16 protein-coding genes are annotated in these 14,249 nt (G+C 71.1%); 10 read left to right on the forward strand and 6 right to left on the reverse strand.

What is annotated here, in order from left to right; genetic code table 11:
- Positions 1-485 precede the first annotated feature (485 nt).
- Positions 486-1,475 carry a DUF4097 family beta strand repeat-containing protein gene (locus AC07AZ_RS24585; protein ID WP_478851201.1) on the forward strand — a complete coding sequence of 330 codons (990 nt, stop codon included), beginning with the start codon at positions 486-488 and terminating at the stop codon, positions 1,473-1,475.
- Position 1,476: 1 nt separating this feature from the next.
- Positions 1,477-2,541 (forward strand): PadR family transcriptional regulator, encoded by a 1,065-nt coding sequence (locus tag AC07AZ_RS24590; protein WP_478851202.1) that lies wholly within the window; start codon positions 1,477-1,479, stop codon positions 2,539-2,541.
- A 91-nt stretch (positions 2,542-2,632) separates the two neighbouring features.
- On the opposite strand, the gene AC07AZ_RS24595 is transcribed toward AC07AZ_RS24590, so the two are convergent.
- The 4 genes from AC07AZ_RS24595 to AC07AZ_RS24610 all read right to left on the reverse strand — a co-directional run bounded on the left by AC07AZ_RS24595 (position 2,633) and on the right by AC07AZ_RS24610 (position 6,273).
- Positions 2,633-3,205, reverse strand: coding sequence for a Clp protease N-terminal domain-containing protein (locus AC07AZ_RS24595; RefSeq protein WP_478851204.1), 573 nt, complete (start codon positions 3,203-3,205; stop codon positions 2,633-2,635).
- Positions 3,205-3,414: a helix-turn-helix domain-containing protein gene (locus AC07AZ_RS24600; protein WP_030038196.1), complete on the reverse strand. Its 210-nt coding sequence runs from the start codon at positions 3,412-3,414 to the stop codon at positions 3,205-3,207. Before AC07AZ_RS24600 ends, AC07AZ_RS24595 begins: the two co-directional genes overlap by 1 nt.
- A 131-nt stretch (positions 3,415-3,545) precedes the next feature.
- Positions 3,546-4,511 (reverse strand): zinc-binding dehydrogenase, encoded by a 966-nt coding sequence (locus AC07AZ_RS24605; protein ID WP_478851206.1) that lies wholly within the window; start codon positions 4,509-4,511, stop codon positions 3,546-3,548.
- 538 nt (positions 4,512-5,049) lie between these two features.
- On the reverse strand, positions 5,050-6,273 hold the full coding sequence (locus AC07AZ_RS24610; RefSeq protein ID WP_478851208.1) for an NAD(P)-dependent malic enzyme: 1,224 nt from the start codon (positions 6,271-6,273) through the stop codon (positions 5,050-5,052).
- Between the two features lie 632 nt (positions 6,274-6,905).
- On the opposite strand from AC07AZ_RS24610, the gene AC07AZ_RS24615 reads away from it, so the two are divergent.
- The 3 genes from AC07AZ_RS24615 to AC07AZ_RS24625 are packed head-to-tail and all read left to right on the forward strand — an operon-like array spanning position 6,906 to position 9,631.
- Entirely contained in the window at positions 6,906-7,871 is a 966-nt protein-coding gene (locus AC07AZ_RS24615) for an ABC transporter substrate-binding protein (protein WP_478851210.1), read from the forward strand.
- A gap of 33 nt (positions 7,872-7,904) precedes the next feature.
- On the forward strand, positions 7,905-8,834 hold the full coding sequence (locus tag AC07AZ_RS24620) for an amino acid ABC transporter permease (protein WP_478851212.1): 930 nt from the start codon (positions 7,905-7,907) through the stop codon (positions 8,832-8,834).
- Positions 8,831-9,631 carry an amino acid ABC transporter ATP-binding protein gene (locus tag AC07AZ_RS24625; protein WP_478851214.1) on the forward strand — a complete coding sequence of 267 codons (801 nt, stop codon included), beginning with the start codon at positions 8,831-8,833 and terminating at the stop codon, positions 9,629-9,631. Before AC07AZ_RS24620 ends, AC07AZ_RS24625 begins: the two co-directional genes overlap by 4 nt.
- Positions 9,632-9,695: 64 nt before the next feature.
- Here AC07AZ_RS24625 and AC07AZ_RS24630 read toward each other — a convergent pair whose 3' ends face one another.
- Positions 9,696-10,454 carry a class I SAM-dependent methyltransferase gene (locus tag AC07AZ_RS24630; protein ID WP_478851216.1) on the reverse strand — a complete coding sequence of 253 codons (759 nt, stop codon included), beginning with the start codon at positions 10,452-10,454 and terminating at the stop codon, positions 9,696-9,698.
- 99 nt (positions 10,455-10,553) lie between these two features.
- Here AC07AZ_RS24630 and AC07AZ_RS24635 point away from each other — a divergent pair, with 99 nt between their 5' ends.
- Positions 10,554-11,183: a CGNR zinc finger domain-containing protein gene (locus tag AC07AZ_RS24635; protein ID WP_478851218.1), complete on the forward strand. Its 630-nt coding sequence runs from the start codon at positions 10,554-10,556 to the stop codon at positions 11,181-11,183.
- On the opposite strand, the gene sodX is transcribed toward AC07AZ_RS24635, so the two are convergent.
- Positions 11,087-11,521, reverse strand: coding sequence for a nickel-type superoxide dismutase maturation protease (gene sodX, locus AC07AZ_RS24640; protein WP_478851326.1), 435 nt, complete (start codon positions 11,519-11,521; stop codon positions 11,087-11,089). The two genes, AC07AZ_RS24635 and sodX, sit on opposite strands and share 97 nt — an antisense overlap.
- Before the next feature lie 145 nt (positions 11,522-11,666).
- Here sodX and sodN point away from each other — a divergent pair, with 145 nt between their 5' ends.
- The 4 genes from sodN (at position 11,667) to AC07AZ_RS24660 (ending at position 13,906) form a co-directional block, all read left to right on the forward strand.
- On the forward strand, positions 11,667-12,062 hold the full coding sequence (gene sodN, locus AC07AZ_RS24645; RefSeq protein ID WP_020123534.1) for a superoxide dismutase, Ni: 396 nt from the start codon (positions 11,667-11,669) through the stop codon (positions 12,060-12,062).
- A gap of 147 nt (positions 12,063-12,209) precedes the next feature.
- Positions 12,210-12,626, forward strand: a complete 417-nt coding sequence (locus tag AC07AZ_RS24650) for a helix-turn-helix transcriptional regulator (protein ID WP_478851221.1) — start codon at positions 12,210-12,212, stop codon at positions 12,624-12,626.
- Between the two features lie 76 nt (positions 12,627-12,702).
- A complete protein-coding gene (locus AC07AZ_RS24655; RefSeq protein ID WP_478851223.1) occupies positions 12,703-13,119 on the forward strand; it encodes a VOC family protein in 417 nt (138 codons plus the stop codon).
- Between the two features lie 43 nt (positions 13,120-13,162).
- Positions 13,163-13,906 carry a VOC family protein gene (locus tag AC07AZ_RS24660; RefSeq protein WP_478851225.1) on the forward strand — a complete coding sequence of 248 codons (744 nt, stop codon included), beginning with the start codon at positions 13,163-13,165 and terminating at the stop codon, positions 13,904-13,906.
- Positions 13,907-14,249 lie beyond the last annotated feature (343 nt).

Raw genomic sequence — 14,249 nt, forward strand, 5'->3', positions numbered from 1 at the left:
CAACTGGAGCACCAACCGACGCGAACACCCCACCCCCCCCCCCCCCCCCCCCCCCCCCCCCCCCCCCCCCCCCCCCCCCCCCCCCCCCCTGGGACCTGGCAGGATCGCGGCGGGACCTCGCAGGACCTCGGCGGGGGTGCCGCGACCGGGCCGCTCGGCCGCGCCGCCGCCCCCGCCCCGTACGTCTTCCCCCACAGGCGCCCCGCCGCCGCACAGGCGCAGTCTTGCACCGCAGTACGTGCCGTTGTCCTGCCGCCCTGTGTGCCGTTGTCCGTTGTCCTGCACCGCCGTAGCGTGCCGCAGGCCCGGGTCGCCCGGGAGACCTGCCCTTCGTGTGTGATCCCGCTCCGGGGCGCCGTGCCGCCCTGTCGGAGCTTTTTCCGGTGTCGCCGTCCCCTGAACGGGTGTCTTGACTTTGGCGCGCCGCGATATATCGTGAATGACGGAAGACGCGATATGGCGCGTTGCTACGGGAGGTCGCCATCATGTCCGAGTGGTCCGTCGCAGAGCCCCGGAAGCTCACGTTCGACGAGCCCGTGAGGGAACTCCACGTACGCATCGTCAACGGCACGGTGAACGTCGTGGGCACCGACGAGGGTTCCGCCCGTCTGGAAGTCTCCGAGATCGAGGGACCGCCGCTGACGGTCGGCCAGCAGGGCGGCACGCTGACCGTGGCGTACGACGACCTGCCCTGGCGGGGCTTCCTCAAGTGGCTCGACCGCAAGGGCTGGCGGCGCAGCGCGGTCGTCTCGCTGGCCGTCCCGGCCGACACCCGCGTCGAGGTGGGCGTGGTCGGCGCCGCCGCGGTCGTCTCCGGGCTCCGCGGGTCGTCCGTGGTCAAGGGGGTCACCGGCGACACCACGCTCGTCGCCCTGTCCGGCCCGGTCCGCGCGGACACCGTGTCGGGAAACCTGGAGGCCCAGGCCGTCACCGGCGACCTGCGGTTCAACTCCGTCTCCGGCGACCTCACCGTCGTCGAGGGCTCGGGCTCCTCCGTGCGGGCCGAGTCGTTCAGCGGCTCGATGATCGTCGACCTCGATCCGGAGGGCCCCACGGACATCGGACTGACCAGCGTCTCGGGCGAGATCGCGATCCGGCTGCCCACCCCGGCGGACGCCGAGGTCGAGGCCAACACCGCGAGCGGCACCATCTCCAACGCCTTCGAGGGCCTCCGCGTGCACGGCCAGTGGGGCGCCCACAAGGTCACCGGCCGACTCGGCGCCGGCACCGGCAGACTCCGCGCCACGACCGTCTCCGGCTCCATCGCCCTGCTGCGCCGGCCGCCGGTGGAGGACGAGGAGCCGGAACCCCGGGACACGGGCGGTTCCGGTCCATGGGCGAAGACCACCGACCAGGCCGCCGGTGACCCGGTGGGCGGGCCGCACGGCGCGTCGGGGGACAATTCCGCTTCCGGCCCGGGCGAGGGTTCGACCAGCGCCCCGGCCGACGGCACGACCGACAAGAAGGTGCTCTGACATGCCCCCCGTCTTCGCCCACGGCCGCCTGCGCCTGTACCTGCTGAAGCTGCTCGACGAGGCCCCGCGCCACGGTTACGAGGTGATCCGGCTGCTCGAAGAACGCTTCCAGGGGCTGTACGCGCCGTCGGCGGGCACCGTCTACCCGCGTCTGTCCAAGCTGGAGGCCGAGGGCCTGGTCACCCACACCACGGAGGGCGGCCGCAAGGTGTACGCCATCACGGACGCGGGCCGCGCCGAACTGGCCGACCGCAGCGGTGAACTGGCCGACCTGGAGCTGGAGATCCGCGAGTCGGTCGCCGAACTCGCCGCGGAGATCCGGGCCGACGTGCGCGGCGCGGCGGGCGACCTGCGACGCGAGATGCGGGCGGCGGCCACGGAGGCCCGGCGGGGCGCCGGTGCCAAGGCCGGTCGCGAACAGGGGGCTCCCTTCGGGGACTTCGGCGAGCTCGGGGACAAGGAGGCCTGGCGCGCCGCCAAGGAGGAGATGCGGCGCGTCAAGCAGGAGTGGAAGGAACAGGCCCGGCGCGCGAAGGACGAGAGCCGGCGGGCCCGCGAGGAGGCCCAGCGGGCCCGGAACCAGGCCAGGGAGGCGCAGGACCGGGCGCGGGCCCAGGCGCAGGAGGAGATGCAGCGCATCGCCCGGCGGGTCCAGGACCAGGTGCAGGACCACTTCGCGCGGGGTGACTGGCCGACTGGGGTGCGCGAGGGGTTGACCGAACTCGTGAAGGAGTTCGGCGAGTTCGGGAAGGACTACGGCAAGGAGTTCGGTAAGGACTTCGGCTTCGGACGCGGCGGCGCCGGCAGGACAACGCCCCAGCCCGAGTACACCCGGACGCCGGAGGACTTCCCGGCCGAGTTCGAGCCGTCCTGGGCACACGAGGACGCGGCCTCCTCGGGCGACCCGGCCCGCGACCTGGACCGCCTGCTCGACCGCTTCCGCGACGACATCCGCGACGCGGCCCGCGACCACGGCGTCACCCAGGACCAACTCCACAGCGCCCGCAACCACCTGTCGTCGGCGGCGGCACACATCGGGGCGCTGCTGAGAACCCCGAAGGTCTGACCCGGGGCCCCGCGTGACCGCGGCAGGCGGCGCGGAGCCGCCCGAGGCCCGGAGTGACCGGCCGCCGGGCGCCGGAGGCGGAGTGGGGTGCTCAGCCCGCCTTCGCCTCTCCCCCGCCGTACAGCACGCGGGTGAGCGACTGGTGCGTCACTCCGTGATCGGCGAGGGTTTCGGCGGGGACGCCGGGGCGGGCCACCAGGGCGAGGAGGATGTGCTCGTCGCCGATGCCGCGTTCCCGGTGGGCGACGGCGACGCGCAGGGTCGCGACGAGCAGGTCCTTGGCGCCCCGGCCGAACGGCCGCCGTCCCGGCCAACCGCCGAGGGGACCGCCCTTGGCGCCGGCTGCCAGCGCCCCTTCGCCGTGCACCTCCTCCACCCTCGAAACGATGTCCGACAGGTCGATGCCCAGCCCCGACAGCGCGTCGGCGTCGGCCCGCGAGAGTCCGCCACGGCGGCGGGCCTCGGCCAGGTCCCGCACCAGCCCATCGCGGCCGCCGGGCGGCAGACCGAGCGAGGCCAGTGCGAACGACCCCCGGCTGCCCTCCCGGTCGAGCAGGGAGAGGAGCAGGTGCGTCTCCTCGACCCGTTCCGCCCCCTCCCGTTCGGCATGCCCCACCGCGCCCTCGACCACGGCGCGGGCGTCCTTCGTGAACCGCTCGAACATCAATGCCTCCCGTACTTCTTGTGCACGGCCTGCCTGCTCACGCCGAGTTCCGCGGCGATCTCCTGCCACGACCAGCCCTGATGGCGCGCACTGCGCACCTGCACCGCCTCCAGCTGCTCCAGCAGCCTGCGCAGCGCGGCGACCGCGCGCAGCCCCACCCGGGGGTCGCGGTCACCCGCCCGCTCGGCGAGATCCGTTGCTTCCGTCATGCCGTCAATCTAAGTTGACAGAATCAGACTGTCAACCCCAGTTGACGCGCCTCATGCGGCGACGGCCGGCCCGGAAACCGGACCGGCCGTGAGCTGGGAGGAGAGAACAAGAGGTCAGGACGGGTGCGCCACTACCCGTTCGTGAGGACGATCTTGCCGAAGTGGTCCCCGCCCTCCATCCGCTCGAAGCCCTCGCGGGCGCGGTCGAGCGGAAGCACCTCGTCGATGACCGGACGGACGCCCGTGGCGGCGCAGAAGGAGAGCAGGTCCTCCAGCTCGTCCTTGGTGCCCATCGTGGAACCGACGACCTTGAGTTCGAGGAAGAAGATCCGGGTCAGCTCGGCGTGCGCGGGCCGGTCGCCGCTGGTGGCACCGGAGATGACGAGGGTGCCGCCGGGACGCAGGGACTTCACCGAGTGCGACCAGGTCGCGGCGCCGACGGTCTCGATGACGGCGTCCACCCGCTGCGGCAGCCGCGCGCCCGGCTCCACCGCCTCCACCGCGCCGAGTTCCAGGGCCCGCTTCCGCTTGGCCTCGTCCCGGCTGGTGGCGAACACCCGCAACCCGGCCGCCTTCCCCAGCACGATGGCCGCCGTGGCGACGCCTCCGCCGGCGCCCTGCACGAGGACGGAGTCACCGGGCCGCACTCCGGCGTTCGTGAAGAGCATCCGGTACGCCGTCAGCCAGGCCGTGGGCAGACAGGCGGCCTCCGCGAAGGAAAGCTCCCTGGGCTTGGGCAGGAGGTTCCACGTCGGTACGGCGACCCGCTCGGCGAAGGTGCCCTGATAGTGCTCGGTGAGGATGGAGCGGGGTTCCCTGGGCCCGACACCGTGGCCGGTCTGGCCGATGACCGAGTGCAGGACGACCTCGTTGCCGTCCTCGTCGATCCCGGCGGCGTCGCAGCCGAGGATCATCGGCAGTTTGTCCTCCGCGAGACCCACTCCGCGCAGGGACCAGAGGTCGTGATGGTTGAGGGAGGCGGCCCTGACGTCGACGACGCTCCAGCCGGCACGGGCCTCGGGAGCCGGACGCTCCCCCAACTCGAGGCCGGTGAGCGGCTGGTCACGGTCGATGCGGGCGGCGTAGGCAGCGAACATGGCTCGACGATAGGCGCCGGACGCGCGGTTTTTGAACCGGGGCGCCCTGTGACACATACCCTCTTGCCTCCGGCCGGGACACCGGCCCGGACACCCAACCGGAACCGGGACGGACACCGGAACGGGACGCCCCACCGGACACCGGCCCCACCCCGGGACGGACACCCAACCGGACACCGGGACCGACACCGGAACGTAGGCCCAGCCGGACACCGGGAACACGCCGGCCCGGACACAGGGAAGGACGCCGGCCCGGACACAGGGGAGGACACCGGAACGGACCCCAAACCGGACATCCGCGCCGGCCGCCGACTGGGCATCCGCCGAGCACCGCGACCCCGGCCATCGCCCCGGCCATGGCCTCGGCCCCCGCCCCGGCCCCGCTTCGGCTGACCGCCCCGTCCGCAGACGCCGTAGGGGGTCGGCATCCCCGGCCGCCCGACAACCCGGCAACCCGGCCGCCCGGACCACCCGATCAGCCGGACCGCCAGGTAAAAAAACGGCCCCGCCCGGTAGGACGGGGCCGTTCCGGTGAACGTCAGCGGCGCGCGACGCCCTCCGCGCGGGCGGCGGCGGCCACGGCCGCCGTCACGGCGGGAGCGACCCGCTCGTCGAACGGCGACGGGATGACGTAGTCCGCGGCGAGGTCGTCGCCCACGACCGAGGCCAGCGCCTCGGCCGCCGCGATCTTCATGCCCTCGGTGATCCGGGAGGCCCGCACCTGGAGCGCCCCGGCGAAGATGCCCGGGAACGCCAGCACGTTGTTGATCTGGTTCGGGAAGTCCGAGCGCCCGGTCGCGACGACGGCCGCGTACTTGTGGGCGACGTCGGGGTGCACCTCGGGGTTCGGGTTGGCCATGGCGAACACGAAGGCGCCGTCCGCCATCGAGGCCACCGCCGGCTCCGGGACCGTACCGCCGGAGACGCCGATGAAGACGTCGGCGCCCTCCAGGGCCGCCTCCAGCGGGCCGGTGATCCCGGCCTTGTTGGTGAAGCCGGCCAGATCGCGCTTGACCGGGGTCAGGTCGTCACGGTCGGCGGACACGATGCCCTTGCGGTCCGCCACCGCCACGTCTCCGATCCCGGCCTCGACCAGGAACTTCGCGATGGCGACCCCGGCCGCGCCGGCGCCCGAGATCACCGCCCGCAGGTCGCCGAGGCCCCGCCCGGTCAGCCGCGCGGCGTTGCGCAGCGCGGCCAGTGTGACGACCGCCGTGCCGTGCTGGTCGTCGTGGAAGACGGGGATGTCCAGCCGCTCCTGGAGCTTGCGCTCGATCTCGAAGCACCGGGGCGCCGAGATGTCCTCGAGGTTGATGCCGCCGAAGGAGGGCGCGAGGCGCACCACGGTCTCGACGATCTCGTCCACGTCGGTGCAGGCCAGCGCGATCGGGACCGCGTCCACACCGCCGAACTGCTTGAAGAGGATCGCCTTGCCCTCCATGACCGGGAGGGAGGCTTCGGGGCCGATGTCGCCGAGCCCGAGCACCGCCGTACCGTCCGTCACGACGGCGACGACCGAGGACTTCCAGGTGTAGTCGTGCACGAGGTCCGGCTGCTCGGCGATCGCGCTGCACACCTTCGCGACGCCGGGCGTGTACGCCAGGGACAGGTCGTCCTTGTCACGGATGGGCACGGTGGCCTGCACAGCCATCTTGCCGCCGCGGTGCAGCGCGAACGCGGGGTCGAAGGAATCGAGGGGCTCCGCCCCGCCGTCCTGGCCCGTTTCGCTGTCGCTGCGAGGATTGACGATCTCCGCTGCCACTTTGTCTTACCCCTTAGGTCTGCATGGTTTGAGGGTGGCCACTCCTGGTTGAGAAGTGGGCGGGCACCGCGGGCGGCCCGTGTCGTGTTGCGGGGGGCCGTACGCGACGGGCGCGCCGCACACGCGCCCTGAGCCCCGGATGAGGGGTGTAAAGAACCTTCTTACCGGACGGACCGCGCGCCGACGAGTCCAATACGTGCAAGGTCACATCCCGGAGGTGACATTCCGGAAGGGGCCGGGTGCTGACGGTGACACGAATCATGAGCAGATATCTGGACAAGTCCTCGAGAGTCGCTCGACGAGGCGCCGGAGGGCGGGGGGAAGATCACATCCGTTGCGCAAGGCAAGGACCGCATTCTGAGATGCGCCGAAGATCTTCCGGCCGGAAGGACAGATTCCCGCAGAAGGTGCGGTCATGATGTACCGACCTGGTGTGGTTCGGGGGTCACCCGTTATCCGATTTTGACATGCCGAGTCCCCTGAATGGTTCAGTCCGAATGGCAAGATGCCGTAATCACACGAGGTCGCGACACTCGAAGACGTGTGTTCTTGTCGACCCACGGCAACTGTCGACCGCGTCGACGACCGCCGGCCCCATCGGCACTCCACCCATCCGCCGGAGGAAACCCACCATGACCGCAAGCACCACCCGTCGTACCACCGCCGCGCACTCCCGGACAGTCGCGGTCGGTGCGATCGCGGTCGCAGGCGCCCTGCTGCTCACCGCCTGCGGTGACCAGACGGACAAGAGCAGCAGCGACAGCTCGTCGGAGTCGTCCGCGTCCGCCGCTCCGCTCGCCGGCAAGCTCCCCGCGGACATCAAGAGCGCCGGCGTCATCAAAGTGGGCTCCGACATCGCGTACCCGCCGGTCGAGTACATGGAGGGCGGCAAGGCCGTCGGCATCGACCCGGACATCGCGGACGCCCTCGGCAAGCAACTGGGCGTGAAGTTCGACTTCCAGAACGGCAAGTTCGACCAGCTCATCGTCGGTCTGCAGTCCAAGCGCTTCAACGCGATCATGTCCGCGATGAACGACACCAAGGACCGCCAGAACGGCATCGACTCCGACACCGGCAAGAAGGTCGGCGACGGCATCGACTTCGTCGACTACTTCACCGCCGGCACCTCGATCCTGGTCCAGAAGGGCAATCCCAAGGGCATCAAGTCCCTGGACGACCTGTGCGGCAAGGTCGTGGCCCTGCAGAAGGGCACCACGTCCGAGGGCATCGCCAAGACGCAGAGCACCAAGTGCAAGAAGGACGGCAAGAAGGCCATCACGCTGCAGACCTTCGACACCGACCCCGAGGCGCTGCTGCGCCTCAAGCAGGGCGCGTCCGTCGCGGACCTCAACGACTTCCCGGTCGCCGCGTACAACGCGAAGACCTCGGGCGGCGGCAAGGACTTCGAGGTGGTCGGCGACCAGATCGAGGCCGGCCCGTACGGTATCGGCGTCAGCAAGTCGAACACCCAGCTGCGCGACGCCCTGCAGGCCGCGATGAGCGCGATCATCGCGAACGGCGAGTACAAGAAGATCCTGGAGAAGTGGAACGTCACGGACGGCGCGGTGACCGAGGCCAAGATTAACGGCGGCTCGTGATCCAGCCCGACGTACCACTGAAGGGCAGTCATCGTGACTGACATTGTCGACAAGACTCCGGCGCCGTCGGTGCCGCCGGAGCAGATCAAGGCCATCCCGGTGCGCCACTACGGCCGCTGGGTGGCCGGGGCGGCGGTCATCGCCGTCCTGGTGCTGATCGGGATCGCGTTCTCCAACGCGAACATCAACTACGGCATCATCCCGGACTACCTGACGGACGACCTGATCCTGTCCGGCGTCTGGCACACGCTGTACATCTCCGTGCTCGCCATGGTGCTCGGGCTCGTCCTCGGCGTGATCCTCGCGGTCATGCGGATGTCGTCCAACCCGGTCACCAGCACGGTGTCCTGGGTGTACATCTGGTTCTTCCGCGGCACCCCGGTGCTGGTGCAGCTGCTGCTCTGGTACAACATCGCCCTGGTGTTCCCCGTGCTCAACCTGGGGTTCTACAAGGACGAGATGAACGACGTGATGACGCCGTTCCTCGCCGCGCTGCTCGGCCTCGGTCTCAACGAGGCCGCGTACATGTCCGAGATCGTCCGGGCCGGCATCCAGTCGGTCGACGAGGGGCAGACGGAGGCCTCGCACGCGCTCGGCATGACGCAGGCCAAGACGCTGCGCCGGGTGATCCTGCCGCAGGCCATGCGCGTGATCGTGCCGCCGACCGGCAACGAGTTCATCAACATGCTGAAGACCTCGTCGCTCGCGTACGCGGTCCAGTTCAACGAACTCATCAAACGGTCCACGGACGTCTCCAGTACGTCACTGGCCGTCGTCGAGCTGTATTTCGTGGCATCCATCTGGTACCTGATCCTGACCAGCGTCTTCAGCGTCTTCCAGTACTACCTGGAACGCCGTTACGCCCGTGGTTCGATGCGCACCCTGCCGCCGACCCCGCTCCAGCGCCTGAAGAAGAACCTGCGGCTGTTCGTTTCCTTCCGCCGCCCGGAGGTGACCCGATGAGCGGTCTCAGCAAGGACGTCGCGCCGAGCACGAGCGGCCACCCGATGGTCAAGGCCGAGGGCGTGCACAAGTCCTTCGGGCTCGCGCACATCCTCAAGGGCATCGACCTGGAGGTGAACCCGCGTGAGGTGTTCTGCCTGATCGGCCCGTCCGGTTCCGGCAAGTCCACCTTCCTGCGGTGCATCAACCACCTGGAGAAGATCAGCGCCGGCCGGCTGTCGGTCGACGGCGACCTGGTCGGCTACCGGCAGCAGGGCGACAAGCTCTACGAGCTGAAGGAGAAGGAGGTCGCGGCGCAGCGGCGGGACATCGGCATGGTGTTCCAGCGCTTCAACCTCTTTCCCCACATGACGGCGCTGGAGAACGTCATGGAGGCGCCGCTCCAGGTCAAGGGCGAGTCCAAGGCCGTCGCTCGGGAGCGGGCGCAGCGCCTGCTGGACCGGGTCGGTCTCGGCGACCGCAAGGACCACTACCCGTCCCGGCTCTCCGGCGGTCAGCAGCAGCGGGTCGCCATCGCCCGCGCGCTGGCGATGGAGCCGAAGCTGATGCTCTTCGACGAGCCGACCTCGGCGCTCGACCCGGAGCTGGTCGGTGAGGTGCTCGACGTCATGCGGGACCTCGCGGAGGACGGCATGACGATGATCGTCGTCACCCACGAGATGGGCTTCGCCCGTGAGGTCGGCGACTCGCTGGTCTTCATGGACGACGGCGTGGTGGTCGAGTCCGGCCACCCGCGCGAGGTCCTGACGAACCCCCAGCACGACCGGACGAAGTCGTTCCTGTCCAAGGTGCTCTAGGGGCATACACGCGGAAGGGGCGGTACGGGATTCCCGTACCGCCCCTTCCGCGTGTGCCGGGCCCTCACCTGAGGGCGAGCAGCAGCGTGTCCGAGGGGGAGCACCACACCGGGCGGGCCTCGGCGAAGCCCTTCTCGCGCAGCGCCCGCGCGTGCCAGGCGGCGGAGGGTGTCTCGCCGTCGGCGTGGTCGCCGTAGATCTCGAAGCGGCGGGCGGTCGGTTCGGCGAGGACCGGGTCCTGGGCGGCGAGCTGCCACCACTCGGACCAGTCGAGGACGCCGCCGCCCCGGGCCTGGTCCATGCGGGCGTGACGCTGGGCCCGCTCGGCCGCGTTGATCCTGGGCGTCGTGTCGTCGATCATGTGGTCCGCGTTCATGAAGACACCGCCGTCGCGGACGAGCGCCGCGACCTGACCGTAGAGGGCCGTGAGGGGTTCGGTGTGCAGCCAGTGCAGGGCCGTGGCGGTCAGGACGGCGTCGTACGAGTCGTACGGCAGTCCGGCCGGCCATCGCGGGTCCGTCAGGTCGGCGGTGACGAAGGAGACCCGTTCGTCGCCCGCGAAGGTGCCCCGGGCGATGGCGAGGAGCGCCGGGTCGAGGTCGACGCCGGTGCTGGTGGCGTCCGGGAGGCGGGCGAGCAGCCGGGCGGTGATGGTGCCGGTGCCGCAGGCGAGGTCGAGGACGCGGGGCGCGGGGCCGACGAGGGCCTCGACCATGTCGAGCATGATCTGGAACCGCTCCTCGCGGTCGGGCATGTACCACTCCTGCTGGCGGTCCCAGCTCTCCTGCCAGGCGTGCCAGTCGGTTCCGGTACCGGTGGTCATGGAAGCCCTCGTTTCGGTCGCCCGCGTAATACCCTGGAAGCACGATCAGCTCTTACCCGACCGCACTCCGACGATAGAACGCCTCCGTAAGGACTACAAGTGGAACTGGCCTATTACTCGGACTACGCCGTCCGTCTCGTCAACAGCGAGGACCCGGCCCGGGGCAAGGACTCACTGACCTCGGTCGAGGCCGTCCGCGACCTGTTCGGCGGCAACTCGTCGGCGGCCCGCCGCGCCACCGACGCGGACGTGACGCGGTTCCGCTCGGTCCGCGGCCGGCTGCGCTCGGTCTTCGAGGCGGCGGACCAGGGCGAGGAGACGCTCGCGGTGGACCTGCTGAACTCCCTGCTCCTGGAGTTCCCGGTGAGCCCGCAGATCTCCGGCCACGACTTCCGCGACGACGACGGCCGCCCGCTGTGGCACATGCACCTGGCCGACCACCCGTCGAACGCGACCGCGGGCTACGCGGCGATCGCCGCCATGGGCCTGGCCTTCCATCTGACCGAGCACGGCGTGGACCGCCTCGGCCTGTGCGAGGCGGCCCCGTGCCGCAACGCCTACCTGGACACCTCGACCAACCGCTCGCGGCGCTACTGCTCCGACCGCTGCGCGACCCGCGCCAACGTGGCGGCCTACCGGGCCCGCAAACGCCTGGAGACCGACCGGTCCCACAGGACCGGTCTGGCGGCCGACAGCGCCCAGCGCAGCACCGCGAGCGGCGAACGCTGATCCGGCCGCAGCGGCCGGTAACGGAAGCGGACCTTCCCCAGGATCAGGTCGTCGGGCACGACGCCGTAGTCGTTGCTGTCGCTGCCGGCGAACGAGTTGTCGGCGAGCACCCACCAGCCGCCCTCACGCCGCTGCACGGCCCGCTTCACGATGAGCAGGTCCTGCTGGAAGGGATGGCGCAGGACCACGACGTCACCGGGCCTGATCCGGCCCCCGTGCCGCACCAGGAGCCAGTCGCCCTGGTACAGCGTGGGCACCATCGACGGCCCGGTCACCTCGAACCGTCCGAAGGGCTGCGTCGCCCTCCCCCGCTCGGTCTCCTGCGACAGCTCCGGCATCCCCGGCACCTCCCCGGTGTGTTCCTCCACCAGTCTCAGTCTGACCCCGGACTTTTGTCCTAAGCCCCTGGGGGCACCCGCGAAAAGCCCGCCCCCAGGGAGTAATGTCCCACCTGAGAAGACGATCACGAGGAAGGAACGCTCCATGCTTTCCCGCCTGTTTGCCCCCAAGGTCAAGGTCAGCGCGCACTGCGACCTGCCCTGCGGTGTGTACGACCCGGCCCAGGCCCGCATCGAGGCGGAGTCGGTGAAGGCCGTGCAGGAGAAGATGGCCGCCAACGACGACCCGCACTTCCAGGCGCGTGCCACCGTCATCAAGGAGCAGCGCGCCGAGCTCGCGAAGCACCACGTCTCGGTGCTCTGGAGCGACTACTTCAAGCCCCCGCACTTCGAGAAGTACCCGGAGCTGCACCAGCTGGTCAACGACGCCCTGAAGGCCCTGTCGGCCGCCAAGGCGTCCACTGACCCGGCCACCGGCCAGAAGGCTCTGGACTACATCGCCCAGATCGACAAGATCTTCTGGGAGACGAAGAAGGCCTGACACCCGTCAGCCTCCGCGGGCCCGCGACCGGTGCACCGTCGCAGGCCCGCGGGCATCCCGAAGGGCCCGGCCGATCCTCGGCCGGGCCCTTCGGTGTCCGGCCGCGACCGCCGGTCCGCGGGGTACGGATCGTGCGATGCTGGCGTGATGGTGACCACGGAGGATCTGATCCGTCTGCGGCGGGCACGAGACCGGATGAACCGCGAGTACGCCGAGCCCCTGGACGTGGCCGCGCTCGCCGGCACGGCACTGATGTCGCCGGGCCACTTCCAGCGCAGCTTCCGCGCCGCCTTCGGCGAGACGCCCTACAGCTACCTCATGACCCGCCGTATCGAGCGGGCCAAGGCGCTGCTCCGCCGCGGTGACCTGACCGTCACGGAGGTCTGCGTCGCGGTCGGCTGCACCTCGCTGGGCTCCTTCAGCTCCCGTTTCACCGAACTGGTCGGCGAGACCCCGAGCGCCTACCGGGCCCGCTCGCACGAGTCGGGGGCGGCGATCCCGGCCTGCGTGGCCCGCACCTTCACCCGGCCGAGACGGGCGGCGAAGCCGACGTCCTGGCCCTAAGGGCTTGCGGGGAATCAGGTCGGGTCCGGCAGTCTCCGCCGGGCGGGCGGCGCCCGGCACGGCCTAACCTGCCGTCATGGACATCAGACTCAGGCAGTGTTTCATCGCCGTCGACGACCACGACAAGGCGATCACCTTCTACCGGGACGTCCTGGGCATGGAGGTGCGCAACGACGTCGGGTTCGAGGGGATGCGGTGGGTGACCGTCGGGTCGCCGCTGCAGCCGGACGTGGAGATCGTGCTGGAGCCGCCGGGCGCGAACCCCGACGCCTCCCCCGCGGACCGGGAGGCGATGGCCCAGCTGCTGGCCAAGGGGATGCTGCGCGGGGTCAACTTCACCACCGCCGACTGCGACGCCCTCTACGCGCGCGTGCGCGAGTCCGGCGCCGACGTCCTGCAGGAGCCGATGGACCAGCCGTACGGCGTTCGCGACTGCGCGTTCCGCGACCCGGCCGGGAACATGCTGCGTTTCATGGAGCGGGACGGCGGCTGACACCGGTACCGGGCCGGGCGGGCCGCCCGCCTACGATCACGGCATGACCATCCGCTGGACGTACGCCTTCATCGACCGGCCCGCCGGCTCCCTCGGCCCGGCCGGTGCGTTCTGGACGGCCGTCACGGACACCCGGCTGTCCGCACCCCGGGGCACGCGCGGGGAGTTCGCCACGCTCGTGCCGGCGGCGGCCGACGCCTGCGTGAAGATCCAGGGTGTCGGCGGCGGGGACGCCGGCGCCCACCTCGACCTCGCCGTCGACGACCTCCCGGGCCTCGTGAGGACGGCGCTCCGACTCGGGGCATCGGTGTCCGCACAGCACGACGGGTGTGCCGTACTGCGGTCTCCCGCCGGGCAGTTGTTCTGTGCCGTGCCCTGGCACTCGGAGTCGGCCCGCCCGCCCGTCACCCACGGCAGCCGGCTCGACCAGGTCTGCCTGGACACCCCACCGTCCGCCTACGACGCCGAAGTCGCCTTCTGGAGCGGCCTGCTGGCCGGCTGGGAGTCACTGCCGGGCTCACTCCCGGAGTTCCACGTGATCAAGCCGCCGCCCGGGCTGCCGGTCCGCGTCCTGCTCCAGCGTCTCGGCGAGGAGCGGCCCGCCGGTGCCCATGTCGACCTGGCCTGCGCGGACATCGAGGCGACCCGGGCCGCCCACGAGCGGCGCGGCGCACAGCTCGTCGCCCGGGGACGCCACTGGACGGTGATGCGCGACCCGGCCGGCGGGACGTACTGCCTGACCGGCCGCGACCCGGAGACCGGCGGACTCCTCCGGGACCCCAGCTGAGCCGTGTCCTCCCGCCGGGCGGCCAACGCCAGGGGTCAGCCACGGCTCAGGGTCTTTCGTCCGGGTCAGGCCCTCCGGCTGCGGATCGGGGAGCAGGGTGGGTCCGGTGCCGTGCGTCGCACGGCGGAGGAGGCAGGGTGGGTTCGGTGCCCGTGCGTCGCGAGGCGGAGGAGGGAGTCAGGGCGGAGCCCTGCGACCGACGGCACCGCGGCGAGGTGCGGCGCCGGGGCCCGCGAGCCCGGCCCGATCCGGACGAAGACCCCAGGGGCCTGTCACGTACGCGCAGGTCACGGCGGCGGGCTCTTCGCCGGTTGGCCGGGAGACCCCGGGACCCGGGCAGTCG

This window comes from Streptomyces sp. NPDC043878 (genome assembly GCF_056435735.1).

What these genes read in the sequence shown, in the direction of transcription:
- AC07AZ_RS24600 (WP_030038196.1), bottom strand. Translation starts at nt 3,414, where the DNA reads ATGACGGAAGCAACGGATCTCGCCGAGCGGGCGGGTGACCGCGACCCC.
- sodN (WP_020123534.1), top strand. Translation starts at nt 11,667, where the DNA reads ATGCTTTCCCGCCTGTTTGCCCCCAAGGTCAAGGTCAGCGCGCACTGC.
- AC07AZ_RS24650 (WP_478851221.1), top strand. Translation starts at nt 12,210, where the DNA reads ATGGTGACCACGGAGGATCTGATCCGTCTGCGGCGGGCACGAGACCGG.
- AC07AZ_RS24590 (WP_478851202.1), top strand. Translation starts at nt 1,477, where the DNA reads ATGCCCCCCGTCTTCGCCCACGGCCGCCTGCGCCTGTACCTGCTGAAG.
- AC07AZ_RS24615 (WP_478851210.1), top strand. Translation starts at nt 6,906, where the DNA reads ATGACCGCAAGCACCACCCGTCGTACCACCGCCGCGCACTCCCGGACA.
- AC07AZ_RS24660 (WP_478851225.1), top strand. Translation starts at nt 13,163, where the DNA reads ATGACCATCCGCTGGACGTACGCCTTCATCGACCGGCCCGCCGGCTCC.
- AC07AZ_RS24605 (WP_478851206.1), bottom strand. Translation starts at nt 4,511, where the DNA reads ATGTTCGCTGCCTACGCCGCCCGCATCGACCGTGACCAGCCGCTCACC.
- AC07AZ_RS24595 (WP_478851204.1), bottom strand. Translation starts at nt 3,205, where the DNA reads ATGTTCGAGCGGTTCACGAAGGACGCCCGCGCCGTGGTCGAGGGCGCG.
- AC07AZ_RS24625 (WP_478851214.1), top strand. Translation starts at nt 8,831, where the DNA reads ATGAGCGGTCTCAGCAAGGACGTCGCGCCGAGCACGAGCGGCCACCCG.
- AC07AZ_RS24630 (WP_478851216.1), bottom strand. Translation starts at nt 10,454, where the DNA reads ATGACCACCGGTACCGGAACCGACTGGCACGCCTGGCAGGAGAGCTGG.
- sodX (WP_478851326.1), bottom strand. Translation starts at nt 11,521, where the DNA reads ATGCCGGAGCTGTCGCAGGAGACCGAGCGGGGGAGGGCGACGCAGCCC.
- AC07AZ_RS24585 (WP_478851201.1), top strand. Translation starts at nt 486, where the DNA reads ATGTCCGAGTGGTCCGTCGCAGAGCCCCGGAAGCTCACGTTCGACGAG.
- AC07AZ_RS24655 (WP_478851223.1), top strand. Translation starts at nt 12,703, where the DNA reads ATGGACATCAGACTCAGGCAGTGTTTCATCGCCGTCGACGACCACGAC.